19 protein-coding genes are annotated in these 17,410 nt (G+C 67.2%); 8 read left to right on the forward strand and 11 right to left on the reverse strand.

Annotated elements, in window-relative coordinates:
• Nucleotides 1–131 precede the first annotated feature (131 nt).
• Together U743_RS00210 and U743_RS00215 are read left to right on the forward strand one after the other, a co-directional pair.
• Nucleotides 132–386, forward strand: coding sequence for an accessory factor UbiK family protein (locus U743_RS00210; protein WP_043770400.1), 255 nt, complete (start codon nt 132–134; stop codon nt 384–386).
• A complete protein-coding gene (locus U743_RS00215; protein ID WP_043764611.1) occupies nt 383–1,891 on the forward strand; it encodes a YifB family Mg chelatase-like AAA ATPase in 1,509 nt (502 codons plus the stop codon). Before U743_RS00210 ends, U743_RS00215 begins: the two co-directional genes overlap by 4 nt.
• Nucleotides 1,892–1,960: 69 nt before the next feature.
• Here U743_RS00215 and U743_RS00220 read toward each other — a convergent pair whose 3' ends face one another.
• Nucleotides 1,961–2,671 carry a TorF family putative porin gene (locus U743_RS00220; RefSeq protein WP_052367339.1) on the reverse strand — a complete coding sequence of 237 codons (711 nt, stop codon included), beginning with the start codon at nt 2,669–2,671 and terminating at the stop codon, nt 1,961–1,963.
• Between the two features lie 147 nt (nt 2,672–2,818).
• Nucleotides 2,819–3,295 (reverse strand): c-type cytochrome, encoded by a 477-nt coding sequence (locus tag U743_RS00225; protein ID WP_052367340.1) that lies wholly within the window; start codon nt 3,293–3,295, stop codon nt 2,819–2,821.
• A gap of 147 nt (nt 3,296–3,442) precedes the next feature.
• Between U743_RS00225 and U743_RS00230 the strand changes: the two genes are divergently transcribed.
• Entirely contained in the window at nt 3,443–3,835 is a 393-nt protein-coding gene (locus tag U743_RS00230) for a hypothetical protein (RefSeq protein ID WP_232226682.1), read from the forward strand.
• Nucleotides 3,836–3,915: 80 nt separating this feature from the next.
• Nucleotides 3,916–4,362, forward strand: coding sequence for a CoA-binding protein (locus U743_RS00235; RefSeq protein ID WP_043764615.1), 447 nt, complete (start codon nt 3,916–3,918; stop codon nt 4,360–4,362).
• A 132-nt stretch (nt 4,363–4,494) separates the two neighbouring features.
• On the opposite strand, the gene U743_RS00240 is transcribed toward U743_RS00235, so the two are convergent.
• The 8 genes from U743_RS00240 to U743_RS00275 all read right to left on the reverse strand — a co-directional run bounded on the left by U743_RS00240 (nt 4,495) and on the right by U743_RS00275 (nt 9,576).
• On the reverse strand, nt 4,495–4,908 hold the full coding sequence (locus U743_RS00240; RefSeq protein ID WP_043764616.1) for an OsmC family protein: 414 nt from the start codon (nt 4,906–4,908) through the stop codon (nt 4,495–4,497).
• A gap of 4 nt (nt 4,909–4,912) precedes the next feature.
• Nucleotides 4,913–5,251: an adenine nucleotide alpha hydrolase family protein gene (locus U743_RS00245; protein WP_043764618.1), complete on the reverse strand. Its 339-nt coding sequence runs from the start codon at nt 5,249–5,251 to the stop codon at nt 4,913–4,915.
• A gap of 262 nt (nt 5,252–5,513) precedes the next feature.
• Nucleotides 5,514–6,374, reverse strand: a complete 861-nt coding sequence (locus tag U743_RS19205; protein WP_198021866.1) for a VOC family protein — start codon at nt 6,372–6,374, stop codon at nt 5,514–5,516.
• A gap of 105 nt (nt 6,375–6,479) precedes the next feature.
• Nucleotides 6,480–7,535 (reverse strand): ACR3 family arsenite efflux transporter, encoded by a 1,056-nt coding sequence (gene arsB, locus U743_RS00255; protein ID WP_043764620.1) that lies wholly within the window; start codon nt 7,533–7,535, stop codon nt 6,480–6,482.
• Between the two features lie 60 nt (nt 7,536–7,595).
• Nucleotides 7,596–8,324 (reverse strand): arsenical resistance protein ArsH, encoded by a 729-nt coding sequence (arsH, locus tag U743_RS00260; RefSeq protein ID WP_043764622.1) that lies wholly within the window; start codon nt 8,322–8,324, stop codon nt 7,596–7,598.
• Nucleotides 8,325–8,334: 10 nt separating this feature from the next.
• Nucleotides 8,335–8,754: a GFA family protein gene (locus U743_RS00265; RefSeq protein WP_043764624.1), complete on the reverse strand. Its 420-nt coding sequence runs from the start codon at nt 8,752–8,754 to the stop codon at nt 8,335–8,337.
• A 4-nt stretch (nt 8,755–8,758) separates the two neighbouring features.
• Nucleotides 8,759–9,256, reverse strand: a complete 498-nt coding sequence (locus U743_RS00270; RefSeq protein ID WP_084191242.1) for an arsenate reductase ArsC — start codon at nt 9,254–9,256, stop codon at nt 8,759–8,761.
• Nucleotides 9,241–9,576, reverse strand: a complete 336-nt coding sequence (locus U743_RS00275) for an ArsR/SmtB family transcription factor (protein WP_043764627.1) — start codon at nt 9,574–9,576, stop codon at nt 9,241–9,243. The genes U743_RS00270 and U743_RS00275 overlap by 16 nt, the downstream gene beginning before the upstream one ends.
• Before the next feature lie 96 nt (nt 9,577–9,672).
• Here U743_RS00275 and U743_RS00280 point away from each other — a divergent pair, with 96 nt between their 5' ends.
• Nucleotides 9,673–10,503 carry an SDR family NAD(P)-dependent oxidoreductase gene (locus U743_RS00280; RefSeq protein ID WP_043764629.1) on the forward strand — a complete coding sequence of 277 codons (831 nt, stop codon included), beginning with the start codon at nt 9,673–9,675 and terminating at the stop codon, nt 10,501–10,503.
• A 114-nt stretch (nt 10,504–10,617) separates the two neighbouring features.
• Here U743_RS00280 and U743_RS00285 read toward each other — a convergent pair whose 3' ends face one another.
• The gene (locus U743_RS00285) at nt 10,618–11,217 is read right to left on the reverse strand and encodes a TetR/AcrR family transcriptional regulator (protein WP_043764631.1); all 600 of its coding nucleotides are present in this window, start codon (nt 11,215–11,217) and stop codon (nt 10,618–10,620) included.
• 238 nt (nt 11,218–11,455) lie between these two features.
• Here U743_RS00285 and fadI point away from each other — a divergent pair, with 238 nt between their 5' ends.
• Genes fadI through U743_RS00300 form a run of 3 tightly spaced genes read left to right on the forward strand, consistent with a single transcriptional unit; the run spans nt 11,456 to nt 17,404 of the window.
• A complete protein-coding gene (gene fadI / locus U743_RS00290) occupies nt 11,456–12,760 on the forward strand; it encodes an acetyl-CoA C-acyltransferase FadI (RefSeq protein ID WP_043764633.1) in 1,305 nt (434 codons plus the stop codon).
• Nucleotides 12,761–12,772: 12 nt separating this feature from the next.
• Complete coding sequence (gene fadJ, locus U743_RS00295) at nt 12,773–15,145, forward strand: fatty acid oxidation complex subunit alpha FadJ (RefSeq protein WP_084191243.1); 2,373 nt, start codon at nt 12,773–12,775, stop codon at nt 15,143–15,145.
• 9 nt (nt 15,146–15,154) lie between these two features.
• On the forward strand, nt 15,155–17,404 hold the full coding sequence (locus U743_RS00300; RefSeq protein WP_052367341.1) for an acyl-CoA dehydrogenase: 2,250 nt from the start codon (nt 15,155–15,157) through the stop codon (nt 17,402–17,404).
• Nucleotides 17,405–17,410 lie beyond the last annotated feature (6 nt).

Consider the following 17,410-nt stretch of genomic DNA (forward strand, 5'->3'; position numbering starts at 1 on the left):
TCGTGTGAGCCCGGACGCGGCTGCCTGCGCCCGGTTGCCGCTTAGTAATGCGAGAGTCGTGCCAACTTCGGCAGGCCGTGGTCGCTCGCGCCCTGTGGCGTCGCGCCAGCGCGATCGCCATACTTCGCGGCATGAACGAAACACCACAGCTGGATGAGCTCGCGGCGCGCCTGGTGCGTGCGGTTCCGGGGATGAGCGGCATGCGCGCCGAGCTGGAGAACAACTTCCGGGCCCTGCTGCGCTCGCATCTCGATCGCCTCGACCTAGTGTCGCGCGAACGCTTTGACACCCAGGCCGAGCTGCTCGCTCGTACCCGCGCCCAGCTCGAGTCGCTGGAAGCGCGCATCCGCGCGCTGGAAAGCGACGAGGGCAACGCTTCGCGGTGAGCCTGGCCACGGTTGCCTCCCGGGCCGTCAATGCGCTGGCGGCCGATCCGGTCGCCGTGGAAGTGCATCTGGCACCGGGGCTGCCGGGCTGGAGTGTCGTCGGCCTGCCCGAGGCGGCGGTGCGCGAGGCCAAGGATCGCGTGCGCGCCGCCATCCTGCAGTGTGGCTACGAGGTGCCGGCGCGGCGTATCACCGTCAACCTCGCGCCGGCTGACCTGCCCAAGGAGGGTGGGCGTTTCGACCTCGCCATCGCCCTCGGCATTTTGATCGCTTCCGGGCAATTGCCTGCTGCTCCATTGGCGGGCGTCGAGGTCCTCGGCGAGCTGTCTCTGGGCGGTGTGGTGCGGCCGGTGCGTGGCGCGTTACCGGCCGCCGCCCGCTGCCGCGAAGCCGGCCACGCCCTGTTGCTGCCGCACGAGAATCTGCAGGAGGCGGCATTGGCGCGCGGCGTGCAGCTTTACGCTGCTGGCACACTTGCCGAGCTGTGCACAGCGCTGCACGCCGGAGCGCTGCCCGAGCTTGGCGATGCCTCGGATGCCGCCATGGCAGAGCGTCCGCCGCTGCCCGATCTGCGCGATGTCGCGGGCCAGCCGCAGGCGCGGCGGGCGCTGGAACTGGCCGCTGCCGGTGCGCACAGCCTGCTGATGGTCGGTCCGCCCGGTAGCGGTAAATCCATGCTCGCAGCCCGGCTCCCCGGTCTGTTACCGCCCCTCGATGAGGCAGGCGCGCTCGAAGTCGGTGCCATCCATTCGGTTGCGGGCTGTTTCGATGCCCAACAATGGGGCGTACCGCCATTTCGTGCACCACATCACAGCACATCCGCGGTGGCTCTGGCCGGTGGCGGCGCCATGCCTCGGCCTGGCGAGGTCAGCCTGGCCCATCGCGGGGCATTGTTTCTGGACGAATTGCCCGAGTGGCGGCGCGATGCCATCGAGATCCTGCGCGAGCCGCTGGAGAGCGGCCGCATCTCTATTGCGCGCGCGGCGCGTAGCGAGGAGTTTCCGGCGCGTTTCCAGCTGATCGCGGCGATGAATCCCTGCCCCTGCGGCTGGCTCGGCGATGCGCAGCGCAGTTGCGCCTGCACGCCGGAGCAGATCCAGCGTTATCGCAGCCGCATTTCGGGTCCGGTGCTGGACCGCATCGACATGCAGATCAGCGTGCCGCGCATGCCGGTGGAGCAGCTGGGTGGCGCGACGGCGGAAGCGGGCGAGGCGAGCGCGCCCGTGGCGGCACGCGTGCAGTCGGCGCGGACACGCCAGCAGGCGCGCCAGGGATGCCTCAATGCCGAGTTGCAAGGCGAGGCGCTGCGCGAACTCGCTATCGCCACCGACGCCGAGCAGCTCCTGCTGCAGTCGGTGGAGCGGCTGCAGCTCTCGGCGCGTGCCTACCACCGCATGCTGCGCGTGGCGCGCACCATCGCCGACCTGGCGGAGGCCGAGACCATCGCGACTGCGCATGTCGCTGAAGCCGTGCGCTACCGCGAACTGGACCGGCCTGTGCAATAAAGCTGCTGGCCACGAAAAAGGGCCGCTTGCGCGGCCCTTTTCCGTTGCAGCCGAGGCTGCGAGTCTTGCTTACATCAGGTCGAAGCTGTAGCTGGCGTCGACCACCATCTTCGGATCGTCATCATCGATGTCGGTCATGACAAGGCCGAAGCTGAAGCCGAAACCGTTGTCGAGGCCGGCCGAGACGCCGAGGTTGTACTCGATGTACGGGTCGCTGTCCGGCGTGAAGCCTTCGTTGCCCTTGCCGCCGTTGTAACCGATGGCTGCGTCGAGGGCGAGTACGCTGGTCAGCGGGAAGCTGCCCGAGCCGTAGACACCGTATGCGGAGTCGTCAACACCAAAGTAGGTGTCCGGCGCGTAGTAGGCGGAAAGCGACAGGGGGCCGAAGCCCAGCGAGCCGTAGATCTCCGGCGTGTTGTAGGAGGGATCGGGGTTATCGACCTCGTCCTCTTCGCTGTACCAGTAGTAGATAGCGCCAACGTCATAGCTGAAGGCGTCGGTTTCACCGGCGTAGCCAGCGTACACATCGACCTCGGTGCCAGCGCCGCCGGCGCCCGTGCCAAAGTTGATCGTGGCCGCCCAGGTGCCGACATAGAAACCGGAATCGGCTGAGTAGTCGAGGCCACCGTAGACCGACGCGCCAGTCGACTGCGTCAGACCACGGAACAGGTACTCGCTCATGACGCCGGCGTTGCCGGACAGATCGGCAGACGCGACGGTCGGCGCCATGGTGGCGGTACCGAGTGCCGCTGCTGCGATCACGTGCTTGATCTTCATCATTTCTTGCCTCTCCAAAGTATTTACAGTGTGGAAAGGCCCTGACCGATCCCCGGCAGCCGGGAGGCGCGATCTGGACCTGGCTCTGGAAAAGCAAAGGGCGTGCCATTTCTGGCACGCCCTTGGCGCAGCGGGCTTCTTGGGGCGGGGTTATTGCCCCGATTCCTCCAGCATGTAGCTCACGGTCTTCTCGATATCCTCGTCGGAGAGGTCCGGGTTGCCGCCGCGGGCCGGCATCTGGTTGAAGCCGTTGATGGCGTGCGACACCAGCATCTCCATGCCCTTTTCGTCCAGGCGCTGACCCCAGTCTTCTTCGTCGCCGACGACCGGAGCGCCGAGCGTGCCGTTCGAATGGCAGGCCGCGCAGTACTGCTCGTTGATCTCGGAAGCGGAGAGCTCTACGGCCTCTTCTTCCTCGTCGGCGCTCGCCAGCTGCGATTCGTCCGTCGCAACCATGGCCAGGGGCTGCACGCGCGCCTCGATGCGCGGTATCTCGGCTTCGTGGATGCCCTCATCGCTGCCGCCCACGAGGTTGGCAATGATGATGATGAAGATGGTCAAGGCGACGAGCGCTCCGAGCACGCCCAGCGTGGTTCCCACGAACTGTTGATCGTTGGCAGCGGACACGGCAAATCCCGATGAAAAAATGAACCTGCGGATTATAGCCGCCGCGGATGCAGGAGGCGGCGCGCGTCCGAAGACGCCGTTGCGCTCGTACTAGCCAAGCGTTTAAGTTTCGGAGCGATGATGCAGACGAATACGCAGGACGTGAGGATGCTTGAGGACCCCATGGCGGCGCATGCGCGCTGGGTGCGACAGCGCGCGGGGGCCGAGCAGTGGCAGCTGGACGAGGCTTCCCGCGAAGTTTTCGATGCCGACGGTACGATCGCGGTTTGCGCGCGTGCGGGGGATGCCCGCTTGATTCTTGCGCTCTGCGCCGCCGATGACCCCGGCGCGCTGGCTGCCGAGGCGGAAGCCAGCTCCGATGCCGATCCGCCGAGTCCGCCGATCTGGTGCCGTGACGAGTTGGCGGACGGCACCGAATCGGAGCGCCGACTGCGCGACGGCAACAACCATCCCATCATCACGCTGCGCGTCGACCATCCGCGCAGCGCCTTCAATGAGGATTTCATCCTCATCAGCCGCAACGCCTGGCTGGAAGACTAGGTCTTGCGCCGAATTGGTGCGGCCCGGCGATCGCGCCCTGTTATGGTGCGTCGCGCCGGAAGGGCGCGGTACGCCTCTTCATGACCGTGAATGTTCACCTGCTGGAAGAGGACGCGGCCATCAGCGCCCTGCTGGCGGAGGCGCGCAGCATTGCCGTGCTCGGCGCCCGCGGCGATGCCCACCGCGACCGGCCGGCGTATTACGTGCCCAAGTACCTGAAGGAAGCCGGTTATCGGCTGTACCCGGTTCCCGTGCACGAGCCGCTGCCGTTGGAGATCCTGGACTTCCCGAGCGTCAAGCATCTCGAAGACCTGCCCCCGGTCGACATCGTCAACATCTTTCGTCGCGCCGAGGATGTTCCCGCGCACCTGGACGCGCTGCTGGCGCTGCGGCCGCGGGCGGTCTGGCTGCAGCTCGGCATCCGCAATGACGAAGTCGCCGGGCAACTCGCGCAGGCCGGCATCGACGTGGTGCAGGATCGCTGCATCATGGTGGAGCATCGACGGCTGCTGGCGCCGGCTGGTTAGCCCCTTGCGGGTGGTGTCCTGCTAAGACAATCAGGTAGGAGGCCGGATAGCGCCGCGCCCTGCCTAAGGAGGGGGCGAACAGCCTTCCGGAAGAAGCCGCTACGCGCCTTGTCGGGGCGATCGTTCAGGGCCTCAAACCCCCGTGGCGCGGCGCCGGATCGTGCCTTCCAGCTGCGTGGCCTCGGCGACGGTGTTCGAGATCGTGCCGTACTTGCGCACATTCTTGTGCAGCAGCTCCAGACGGTGGTCGCTCTCGTCGGTATCGATGACGATCTCGTAGTCGATGGCGTGCATCTTCGGCGGGCTGTCCTGCCGGGTGCCGTGCAGCTTCACTTCGACGCCGCGCAGCTCGAACTTCAGGATCGGCGTAACGCGCTCGATGCTCTTGAGCATGCAGGCCGCCACGGCGGCCAGCAACAGCTCGGCCGGGTTGAAGGCATCTGCGCGGCCCTGAAGGTCGGTGTCGATCGTGATCTCCGCCTCCTTAGTCGTCGCGAGGCTGCCGTGGTCGTCGGTACGCTGGGCCTGAATGGTGTATTCCAGCATGAAATTATCTCCGTGCGCGGGTAACAATCAGGATCGGGCGGTGCATCGTTTCACGCAGCTTCGCGCCCGTGCTGCCGATGGTCTTGTCTGCAGCCCGGTTCCAGCCGTGTTTGCCGACCATGATTGGAGAGTAGCCTTCCTGCCAGGCACGGGTGATGGTTTCGGTTTCATCGCCGCTCTCGATGCGGGAGCTGGCACGGCCGGCGGTGCCTGTCATCTGCTTGATCAGGCCCTGGTGCCGGGCGTCGACGCTTTTCCGAGCGAACTCATCCGGCGCCAGGACTGTCAGGACGGCCATCTCGGCGGAACGGGACGGATCGGAAAGATCCGTGGTGAGCAGCACACACTAAATGTCCTGCTGCAACCCCCCTCGCTGGTGTCGGCTTCGCCCGATTTGACCGGGTCAGCCACTCGATGCGCGCGGGGATAGAGGTGCCGGATGAGCTTCGTGGTGCCGTTGCCCAGGGGCAGTGCACGGTGGAATGTGTGGCTGCGCAAGCCGACCTCGACGATACTCGCCTCATGTCCCGGGCGGGGGCAGCGGGGACTCCTGCGCCGGTGCGCAGTCGGCGCCGACTAGGGCCCCGTGGAGCATTGGCGTGGTCCTACTCCTTCGGCTCGGTGCCGGGTACGAGGAATGTGGGTTGCTCGTCGGCCGGCTTTTCGGCCAGTTCGCTGTCAGTCAGGCGGGCGTAGATCTCGATCAGGGTCCCGTCCGGGTCGCTCAGCCACAGCTCGTGCAGCGGCGTGCCCTTCCAGGTGGTGCGCGGCGGCTTTTCGATGCGCGCTCCGAAATCGGAGGCCCTGTGGTAGGCGTCGATGACTGCCTGCCGGCTGTCCACGCCCACCCCCAGGTGATAGAGGGTGTCGTGGTGCAGGGTCTTGCCGTCGGAGACCAGCAGCACGAAGTTCAGCCCCAGGTCCGGGCGGATAAAGATGGCGTAGCGGTGCGTCCACTCCTTGGGCCAGACATTCAGCAGCCAGGCGTAGAAGCGCACGCTTGCCGGCAGATCCGCTACGCGGATGCTGCCGTGGAACTCGGAGGAAACCGGGCCTTCCGGCAGGTCGAGCAGTTGCTCGAGAATCGCGATGCGCATCTGCAGCTGCTCGCACAGCGCGGCGAAGGCAGTGCGCTGCATGGATGCGTCCGCTTCCCGTGGCAGCGCCGGCAGCTTCCAGTGCAGCTGCCGGGTCGCGCCCGGCACCGTCGGTGCCTCAGTGGTCGGCCCGAGGCTCACCACGAGGTCGGCGTCTGCCAGATCCACCTCCCCGCTGTGCTGCGTCGTCAATGCATCGGCGTCGATACCCCGCTCCGACAGAGCGGCGACGGCCTGCGGGTCGGGGGCTTCAAGCTGCGTGCTGGCGCCGACGATGGATGCCTTGTCGCCGAAGCGCTGGCGGGCAAGGCCCTGCGCCATCAGCGCATAGGCCGACACCTCCGGGCTCAGGAAAACGACTTTGCTCATGATGCGCTCCTTGTCAGGCTTGCGAGCACAGTGGTGCGCGCTGCTATGCCTTGTGCCATGTCGTGCCGGCGAAATGGCCGAGTTGTCATGGCGTCGATCTCCGGTCTAGCTGGATGGAAACCAGCCGCGCGTGCGGTTGGCAAAGGCAACCAGCGACAGCATCACCGGCACCTCCACCAGCACGCCCACGACGGTGACCAGAGCCGCACCGGAGTTCAGCCCGAAGAGGCCGATGGCCACTGCCACCGCGAGCTCGAAGAAGTTGGATGTGCCGATGAGCGCGCAGGGTGCGGCGACGTTGAAGGGTACGCGCCAGGCCAGGGCCGCGGCGTAGGCCAGCATGAAGATGCCGTAGCTCTGAATCAGCAGGGGGACCGCGATCAGGCCGATCAGGGCAGGTTGCTCGAGGATGATCTGGCCCTGGAAGCCGAAGAGCAGCACCACGGTAGCGAGCAGGCCCAGCACGGATAACGGCTTGACCTTGGCGTTGAAGCGGTCGACTTCCAGTTGCGCGGTTTCGGGCGTCGGGCTGGACGCGCTCAGGCGCATGCGCGTGATGACCCCGGCAATCAGCGGAATGATGACGTAGAGCCCGACCGACAGCAGCAAGGTTTCCCAGGGCACGGCGATATCGGTGACGCCGAGCAGCAGGGCGACGATCGGCGCGAAGGCGAAGATCATGATCACGTCGTTCAGCGCTACCTGCGTCAACGTATAGGTGGCGTCGCCGCGCGTGAGCTGGGACCACACGAAGACCATCGCCGTGCAGGGCGCGGCGCCCAGCAGGATCAGCCCGGCGATGTACTCGCTGGCCTTTTCGGGCTGGATCAGGTCCACGAAAAAGTATTCGAAGAACAGCACGCCCAGCGCCGCCATCGTGAAGGGCTTGATCAGCCAGTTGACCGTCACGGTGATGATCAGACCCTTCGGCCGTTCGTGGATGCGCTTCAGGCTCGAAAAGTCCACCGACACCATCATCGGATAGACCATGAACCAGATGAGCACGGCGACGATGAAATTGACCGAGCCGTACTCCACGCGCGACAAGACTTCGAAGACCGCCGGGAAAAGGCTGCCGAGGCCGATGCCGGCGGCGATGCACAGGGCGACCCATACCGACAGGTAGCGCTCGAAGATGGAAAGGGGTTGGGGCTTATCCACGGGACGGTTTCCTTGTCGCTTGCGCCTGAATTGCGGGGCAGTGCATGGGCTTGAGATGGTTCACAGGCGCGCCCCGGCTTGCGCCGCGGCAGCGCGCGCGTGCTGCTCGATGCGCTCGCTGTAGCGGTCGGTCAGCGCCTCGCGGTGGGCGCGCGTCAGCAGCGTGAAGCGCACCAGCTCCTCCATGACGTCGACCACGCGTTCGTAATAGGCCGACGGCTTCATGCGCCCGTCGTCGTCGAACTCCTGCCAGGCCTTGGCCACCGAGGACTGGTTGGGGATGGTGATCATGCGCATCCAGCGCCCCAGTAGGCGCAGCGTGTTGACGGCGTTGAAGGACTGCGAGCCGCCGGAGACCTGCATCACGGCCAGCGTGCGCCCCTGCGTCGGCCGGCTGGCCCCCAGCGACAGCGGGATGTGGTCGATCTGGTTCTTGAGCACGGCCGTGACCGCACCGTGGCGCTCAGGGCTGCACCAGACCTGGCCTTCCGACCACAGCGACAGCTCGCGCAGCGCCTGTACCTCGGGGTGCTCGGCGGCGTCGGGGTGATCGGCCTGCGGCAGACCGCTCGGGTCGTAGATGCGCGCCTCGCAGCCCATGTAGATGAGCAGGCGCGCGGCCTCCTCGGTCAGCAGTCGCGAATAGGAGCGCTCGCGCAGTGAGCCGTAGAGCAGCAGGATGCGCGGCGGATGGTCGTCGGCCAGGCCCAGAACGCGGCCGGGATGGCGCGACAAGGCCTCGGCATCCAGGGCAGGCAGGTGGTCGGGGTCGGGGAGTTCGCGGAGCATGGTGGGTCCTTCAGGCGATGCGGGGGCCGTCCTCGAGCGCGGCGTACTGCGGCAGGCCGTCGTCGATGACCTCCCACTCGGCGCGCGAGGTGGCATAGATGTGATGGCTGGGCCGCGCGTCGATGGGCGTGTCCAGCGTGCCGATGCGCAGGCGCAGCACGCCGGGCAGGTCCTCGCGGCGGCTGTAGATGGGGCTGCCGCAGTCTCTGCAGAAGGCGCGCAGCTTGCCCGGCGAGGAGGCGAACTCGCGCAGGGACTCGCTGCCGGCGGTGAGTCGGAAGGCGCCGGCGTCGACGGGGCTGTTGGTGGCAAAGGCCGTGCCCTGCGCCTTGCGGCATTGCTGGCAGTGGCACATCGCGATCGGCCCGAGCGCGCCCGCGTGGACATAGCGCACGGCGCCGCAGAGGCAACTTCCTTCAAGTGCGGCCATGGCTTCAGCTCTCCGCGGGCGCGAGCCGGTCGTGCAGGGCCTGCGCGCGCTGCGCGAAGTCGGGGGCGTCCCAGTCGGCGTCAGGCCAGCGCAGTAGCTCGTCGATGCGCGCGGCCAGCGCCTCGCGCACGGCCGCGAAGCGCGCCCGCTGCGCGGTCTCGTCGCCGGCGGCCGGCGGATCGGGCATGCCCCAGTGCGCGCGCGCCGCGCGGCCCGGAAACAGCGGGCAGCTCTCGCCGGCGGCCGCATCGCAGACGGTGATGACCAGATCCAGCGGCGGCGCGTCGGCCTCGGCAAAGGCATCCCAGGACTTGCTGTGCAGGCCCTCGGTGGCGATGCCGGCCTCGCGCAGGCATTCCAGCGCCAGCGGATGCGGCGCCGCCTTCGGCTGCGAGCCGGCTGAATGCCCGCTCACGCGGCCGTCGGCGCGATGATTGATCAGCGCCTCGCCCAGGATCGAGCGCGCCGAGTTGCCGGTGCAGAGAATCAGGACGTGGCGCATGTCTGCGGCTCCTTGCAATCGCCGGCGGTGTCGGCAGAATCCGCACAGCAGTTCTCGCCGAGGTAGGCGATCAGGGCGTTCATGGCCGTGTAGTCGGCCGCGTAGTAGAGGTGGCGGCCGGCCTGCCGCACCGACACCAGGCCGGCACCACGCAGCGCCTTCAGGTGGAATGAAAGCACTGACGGCGTCAGCCCGAACTCCTCCTGCAGCTGCGAGGGGCACAGGCCGTCTGGGCCGGCGCGTACCAGGCGCCGGAAGACGGCGAGACGTACGCTCTGCGCAAGTGCGGCAAGGCTTTCGACGGCATTGAAGTGATCCATAGTTCGATAATTATAGAATAATAGAAGCGAATGGCAAGCCCCCGGCGCGCGGCGTTGTGCTGCAATGGCAGACGGATATTTGTTCAGGAGCCCTGCATGTCCGCTTTTCCGTCGTCGCCCGTCGTGCTGATCTCCGGCTGTTCCAGCGGAATCGGCCGCGCGCTGGCCGAGCGCTTCCATCAAAGCGGCTGCCGCGTTTGGGCGACCGCGCGCGACCCGGAGCGGATCGCGGATCTGGCCGTGCAGGGCATGCGTACGCACGCCCTGGATGTGACGAGCGCCGCCTCCATCGCTGCCTGCGTGGCGGCCGTGGAGGCCGAGCATGGGGCCGTGGACATGCTCATCAACAACGCGGGCATTCCGGTCATGGGGCCAACCGCCGAGGTCGCACTCGAGGATCTGCGCGCCATCTGGGAAACCAATCTCACCGGCGTGGTCGCCCTGACCCAGGCCGTGATTCCGCAGATGGTCGCTCGTGGCAGCGGCCGCATCGTCAATATCGGCAGCGTTTCGGGGATTCTGACGACGCCTTTCGCCGGCCCCTACTGCGCCAGCAAGGCGGCGTTGCATCACCTCAACGATGCGCTGCGTATGGAGCTGGCGCCCTTCGGGCTGGAGGTCCTGCTGATCCAGCCCGGCGGCATCGCTTCGGGCTTCGGCGACGCTGCGCGCGCGCAGACGGATGCCGGGCAGTGGCGCCTCTACGCCGACTACTGCGATGGGATCGCCCGGCGCGCCGGCGCTTCGCAGGAGAACTCCACGCCCGCCACCGAGTTCGCGCGCGATTGCGCGGCCGCTGTGCTTGCCGACAAGCCGAAGCCGGTGGTGCGCATTGGCGCCGGCAGCGGTCTGCTGCCGCGGTTGGCGAAGCTGCCGGTGTGGGTTAAGGATCGGTTGTTGATGAAGCGTTTCGGCCTGCGCGGTTGAAGTGCGACCTAGCCACGGACGCAGGCGATCGGCCGCGGCTTTCCGCAAGACCGCTGTTTAAAAGAAGATCTGCGGAAATCTGCGGTTCGAGATCGATTGACGGGGAGGGGCGGCTCAGCGCTGGTTCGGATGCGCGATGGCCCGCCAGAGGATGTCGAAGAGGGTCCCGGCCTGATCGGCCAGGGGCTGGGTTTCGCCGCGGGCGATGTGCATCTGGATGAGTCGGATCAGCACGCCGTAGAAGTAGTCCAGGAGTAGCCGCTCGCTGATCTCGTCGGTGAGAACGCCCTGCTCGCGGCCTTCGCGCAGCACGCGCAGGAAGAGCGCGGTCAGGGTGCGCTGTTCGTCGGTGACGTCGCGGCGCACGACCTCGGAGCTGACGCTGTTCTGGATCATGCGCGCCACATCCGGGTTGCGATCGAAGTAGTCCAGTACGACCCAGAAGACCTTGCGCAGGCGGTCCTTGTAGGTCTCGATGCCCTGCAGGTGGTCGGCCATGCGCGTGGCGAGATCGCGCGCCCAGCGGTGCAGGCAGGCTTCCAGAATGGCTTCCTTGCTGCCGTAGTGGCGGTAGATGGTCTGCAGCGAGGCGCGCGCCCCGGCGGCGATCTCGTCGAGGCCGACGTGATGGAACTCGCGCTCGGCGAAGAGCTGCAGCGCCGCAGCTTCGATGCGCTCCCGGCTGTCGCCGCGCGTCTTTTCGTTGGAGGGCATTGCCGGAATCCGCAATCCAGGAGTCCTTAAGTGTAAGGCATATTACGGATGCAAGCTTGGCAGCTTATGCTTCCGGAATCACGTTGACAGTAATGTGCGCTGCAGCATAGGCTTCATGGCGATGCATTACCCCTTTAACTGAGCACGCTTTCGTAAGCAGCGTTACACATCCGCAGGCATATCTGCGGAATCCGGCGCCAAGCGCGCCCGCTGCCAGCCGAGCCAAACGGAGTCCCCAATGAGTCAACGCCTGAAGCTGAGTGGCCCGCGCGGCCGCGTCGCCATCGTCGCCGGTCTGCGCACGCCCTTCGCCCGGATGGGCACGCATTTCCGCGACATCAACGCGGTGGATCTCGGTGCCATGCTGGTGGCCGAGCTGATCGCGCGCAGCGATCTGGAGCGTGACGAGATCGATCAGATCGTTTTCGGCATGACGGTGATGATGCCGGAGGCCCCCTTCATCGCCCGCGAGATCGCGCTGGCCTGCGGCATGCCCGACGTCGACGCTTACAGCATCACCCGCGCCTGCGCGACCAGCTTCCAGACGCCGGCCAGCGCGGCCGAGAGCATTCTGACCGGTCAGACCGACGTCGCCATCGCCGGCGGCGTCGATTCCACCTCGCACCCGCCCATCACGATTTCCAAGAAGCTCACGGCGGTGCTGCGCGATGCGCAGCTCGCCAAGACCACCAAGCAGCGTCTCAAGCTCTTCGCCCAGCTGCGGCCGAAGGATCTGCTGCCGGTGCCGCCGTCGATCACCGAGTACTCGGTGGGCGAAACCATGGGCCAGAGCGCCGAGAAGATGGTCAAGAAGTGGGGCGTTACCCGCGCCGAGCAGGACGATATCGCCCACGCCTCGCACAGCAACGCCGCCAACGCCTGGAAGCAGGGCTGGATGGACGACCAGGTCATGACCGCCTTCGTGCCGCCCAAGTCCTCGCCGGTGCACGAGGACAATCTGGTGCGCATGAATTCCGAGCGCAGCAGCTACGACAAGCTCAAGCCGGCCTTCGACAAGCAGTTCGGCTCGGTCACCGCCGGCAACTCCAGCCCGCTGACCGACGGCGCGGCGGCGATGATCCTGATGAGCGAGGAGAAGGCCAAGGCGATGGGCTACAAGCCGCTGGGCTACATCCGCGGCTACCACTTCGCGGCCAAGACGCCCGCCGATGATCTGCTGATGGGCCCGGTGCGCGCCGCGCCGGTGGCGCTGGACCGCGCCGGCGTGACGCTGGCCGACATGACGCTTGTCGACATGCACGAGGCCTTCGCCGCACAGATCGCCTGCAACCTCAAGGGCCTGGCTTCGAAGAAATACTTCGAGGAGACCATGGGCCGCAGCCAGCCGGTGGGCGAGGTCGATCCGGCCAAGCTCAACGTCAACGGCGGCTCCATCGCCTACGGCCACCCATTCGGTGCCACCGGCGCGCGCGTCATCACGCAGACCCTCAATGAGCTGCAGCGTCGGGGCGGCGGCATGGCCCTGACCACGGCCTGTGCGGCCGGTGGCATCGGTGCCGCGATGGTGCTGGAAAGCGAATAACCGGAGCGAGCCATGAGTGAAGAAGACAACAACCGCGTTGCGAAGAAGGCTGCGGCCAAGAAGACCGGCGCCAAGAAGGCAGCTGTGAAGAAGTCCGCCGCCAAGAAGACGGTGGTCAAGAAGGCGACTGCGAAGAAGACGGCTGCCAAGAAATCCGCCGCTGCCAAGAAAGCGGCGCCGGCCAAGCGCGCGGCGGGCAAGACCGCGACCAAGGTCGCCTCCGGCACCAGCTTTCGTTTCACCCGCGGTAACGACGACATCGCTGTCATCGAGATCAATGTCCCGGGTGACGCGCAGAACACGCTCAAGGCCGAGTTCGCGGACGAGTTCGCCGCGGCCATGAAGCAGGTGCGCGGCGACGGCAAACTCAAGGGCGTCGTGCTGATGTCGACGAAGCCCGGCTCCTTCGTTGCCGGCGCCGACATCCAGATGTTCGAGCGCGCGCAGACCGCGGCCGAGGTCGAAAAACTCTCGACGCAGTGCCAGCAGGCCTTTCAGCAGCTGGAGGATCTGGAGATCCCGGTGGTCGCGGCCATCGACGGCGCTTGCCTCGGCGGCGGTCTCGAACTGGCGCTGGCCTGTCACGCGCGCATCGCCACCGACAGCGCCCAGACCAAGCTCGGCCTGCCCGAATGCATGCTGGGCCTGCTGCCCGCCGGCGGCGGCACGCAGCGCCTGCCCCGCCTGATCGGCATTCCGGGTGCCCTTGATCTCCTGCTGACCGGCAAGGAGCTGCGCCCGGCCAAAGCCAAGAAGCTCGGCATCGTCGATCAGGTCGTGCCGGCCGGCGTGCTGCTGGAGGCCGCGCGCAAGCAGATCGCCAAGATGCAGGGCAAGACCCCGCGTCGCACCAGCACCCAGCAGAAGGTGCGCAAGGACTTCAAGGCCGTGGCGACCGGCATCGCCATGGAGGACAACTCGGCCGGCCGACACTTCCTCTTCCAGCAGGCGCGCAAGCAGCTGCTGGCCAAGACGCGCGGCAATTATCCGGCGCAGGAGCGCATCCTCGACGTCGTCGCCACCGGCTACGCCAAGGGCATCACCGCCGGCTACAAGGCCGAGGCCAGGGCCTTCGGCGAGCTGGCCATGACGGAGGTTTCCAAGCAGCTGCGCGGCATCTTCTTCGCGCAGACCGCGCTCAAGAAGGAGACCTTCGTGCCGGCCGGCGTCGAGCAGCGTCCGGTGCAGCGCGTCGGTGTGCTGGGCGCGGGCCTGATGGGCGCGGGCATCGCGCTGGTCAGCATCAACAAGGCCGGCAAGGATGTGCGCTTCAAGGATCGCGACAACGACGGCCTGGCGCACGGCTATAAGTATCTGCGCGGCTTCTACGACAAGCGCGTCAAGCGCGGCGCCATGCGCCGCTTCGACGCCGAGACCGAGCTGCGCCGCGCCACAGGCACCACCGACAACCGCGGCATGGCCGGCTGCGACATCGTTGTCGAGGCCGTCTTCGAGGATCTCGACCTCAAGCACCGCATGATCGCCGACGTGGAGGCCAACTGCCGTCCGGACACGGTCTTCGCCTCGAACACCTCCTCGATCCCGATCACCGATCTGGCCAAGGGTGCCAAGCGCCCGGAGAACGTCATCGGCATGCACTACTTCTCGCCGGTCGAGAAGATGCCGCTGCTGGAGATCATTACCACGCCCAAGACCGCGCCCGAGGTCACCGCCTCGGCCGTTGCGCTGGGCAAGGCGCAGGGCAAGACCGTCATCGTTGTCGCCGACGGCCCCGGCTTCTACACCACGCGCACGCTGGCGCCCTATCTCAACGAGGCGACGCGCCTGCTGGGTGAGGGTGTCGATCCGCACGCCGTCGACAAGGCGCTGATGGATTTCGGCTACCCGGTGGGCCCCATCGCGCTGCTCGACGAGGTCGGCATCGATGTCGGCACCAAGGTGGCGCCGGTGCTGGAGAAGGCCTTCGGTGCGCGCATGGAAAGCCCCAAGGCCTCCGGCTCAATGATCGAGGCCGGCTATCTGGGCCGCAAGACGGGCAAGGGCTTCTACGTCTACGACGCCAAGTCCAAGAAGGAGGGCGACAAGCCGGTCAACGATGCGCTCTTCGATCTGCTGGACGCACCGCGCGGACAGTCCGTGCCGGCCGAGACGATCACCGAACGCTGCACTTGGATGCTGGTCAACGAGGCCGTGCACTGCCTGGCCGACGGCATCATCAGCGAGCCCATGCACGGCGACATCGGCGCCGTCTTCGGCATCGGCTTTCCGCCCTTCCGCGGTGGGCCCTTCCGCTTCATCGATGGCATCGGTGCCGACAAGGCGGTGAAGACGCTCGAGCGCCTCGCCAAGCAGCACGGCGAGCGCTTCGAGCCGGCACCGCTGCTGCGCGAGATGGCCGCCTCCGGCAAGCGCTTCTACGACTAGGAACCCGACATGTTCGAAAAACTCATGCACTGGATGCGGGACAACAAGCTGCTCCCGCAGATCTCCGATACGGAGCGCGAGGCGCTGGAGGCCGGCGATGTCTGGCTGGACGGCGAGCTCTTCGGCGGCAACCCCGATTTCAAGCGGATGCTGGCCTACAGTTATCAGCGCCTGACCGAAGAGGAGCAGGCTTTCCTCGACGGCCCCTGCGAGGAGCTGCTCAAGCGCGCCGACGGCTATGCCATCGCCGAGAGCGGCGAGGCACCCGAGGAACTGGTCGCCTTCATGCGCGAAAAAGGCTTCTTCGGCCTGATCGTGCCCAAGGAATATGGCGGTCTCGGCTTCTCGACGCTGGCGCGATCGACCATCATGGCCAAGGTGACGCCGCACTCCGGCACGCTGTCGGCGCTGGTGGTCATTCCCAACACCCTGGGCGCGGCCGAGCTGCTGGTGGACTACGGCACCGAGGAACAGAAGGCCTACTACCTGCCACGCCTGGCGCGCGGCGAGATGATTCCCTGCTTCGGGCTGACCGAGCCCGGCGCCGGCTCGGACGCGGCCTCGATCCAGGCCGAGGGCGAGGTCTTCCGCGCCGAGGACGGCACGCCCAGCATCCGTCTGAACTTCCGCAAGCGCTACATCACCCTGGCGCCCATCGCGGACCTGATCTCGCTGGCCTGTCATCTGCACGACCCGGAGAATCTCCTGGGCAAGGGCGAGCACCCCGGCATCAGCGTCGTGCTGCTGCACAGCGATACGCCGGGGCTGACGCAGGGTGAGCGCCACGAGCCCATCGGCGAGCCCTTCCCGAACGGGCCGCTGGAAGGCAAGGATGTCGTCGTGCCGGCCGAGCGCATTCTCGGCGGCCTCGACCGCGCCGGCCAGGGCTGGAAGATGCTGATGGAATCACTGGCCGGTGGCCGCATGGTCTCGCTGCCGGCGACCGCCGCCGGCGGCCTGCAGGCCGCGGCCGCGATGGTCGGCCCCTACTCGATCGTTCGCGAGCAGTTCGGCATGCCCATCGGGCGCATGGACGGTGTCGAGGACAAGATCGGCCGCGTGGCGGCCACCGCCTACATGGTCGAGGGCGCGCGCATCTTCGGCTGCTCGGCAGTCAACGACGGGATTCATCCGCCGGTGGTCTCGGGCGTCATGAAGGCCTATACCACCGAGCTGGGCCGTTCGGCGGCCACCGACGCCATGGACGTCTTCGCCGGCGCCGGCGTCATGCAGGGCCCGAACAATGTCATCGGCCGCGGCTACTGCTCGGCGCCGGTGGCGATCACGGTCGAGGGCGCCAACATCATGACGCGCACGCTGATGATCTTCGGCCAGGGCGCGACACGCTCGCACCCCTACGCCATCAAGGTCGTGCGTGCTGTCGAGAACGACGACGCCGATGCCTTCCGCAGCAATCTGTTGGGCTGGGTCGGCCATTTCTTCTCTGGTATCGGCCGCAGTGTCGTGCGCGGCCTCACGCGCGGCTGGACCGTGCGTGTGCCGGACGTCCACCGCGACACCAAGCGTTACTACCGGCGTCTGGGCTGGGCCGCGGCGCGCTTCGGGCTACTCACCGATCTGGCGATGTTCTTTGTCGGCGGCAAGCTCAAGGCGCGCGGCAAGCTCACCGGCCGCTACGCCGACGCCGTCGCCTGGATGCTGCTCGGCTTCGCCGCGCTGCGTCGTTTCGAGGCGGAAGGTCGTCGCGAGGAGGACCTGCCGCTGGTGCACCATGCGCTGCAGACCGCCCTGCACGAGATCCAGCAGGCCTTCGAGGGCATCTACCGCAACTTCGGTGGCCCGGTGGGCGTGCTGCTGCGCTGGGTCGGCCTGCCGCTGGCGCGCATCAATCCGCTGGGCGCGGCGCCCGACGACACGCTGAGCCACGCTGCGGCGCAGACCATTCAGAGCGACAACGCCCAGTACGCGCGCCTGATGGAAGGCAGCTTCCTGCCGCAGGACCGTACAGTCGGCGGCGGTCGCCTGCTGCACGCCTGGCGTCAGGTCTGTGCCGCCCAGCCCGCCGCCGCCCGCGTCGCTGCAGCGCAGAAGGCACGCAAGCTGCCGCGCGGCCACGCTGAGGAACTGGCCGAGCAGGCGCTGGCCGCGGGTGTCATCAGCGAGGTCGAGGCCGAGCAGCTGCGTGCCGCACGCGCCGCGCGGATGGCGGCGGTCGAGGTCGACGTCTTCCCGGCCGACCACTTCCGCAGCCGCGCGCAGCCTGTTGCCGAGCCGGCCAAGCAGGCCGCCAACTTCTGAAACCGG

Source organism: Algiphilus aromaticivorans DG1253, assembly GCF_000733765.1.
Taxonomy (GTDB): Bacteria; Pseudomonadota; Gammaproteobacteria; order Nevskiales; family Nevskiaceae; genus Algiphilus; species Algiphilus aromaticivorans.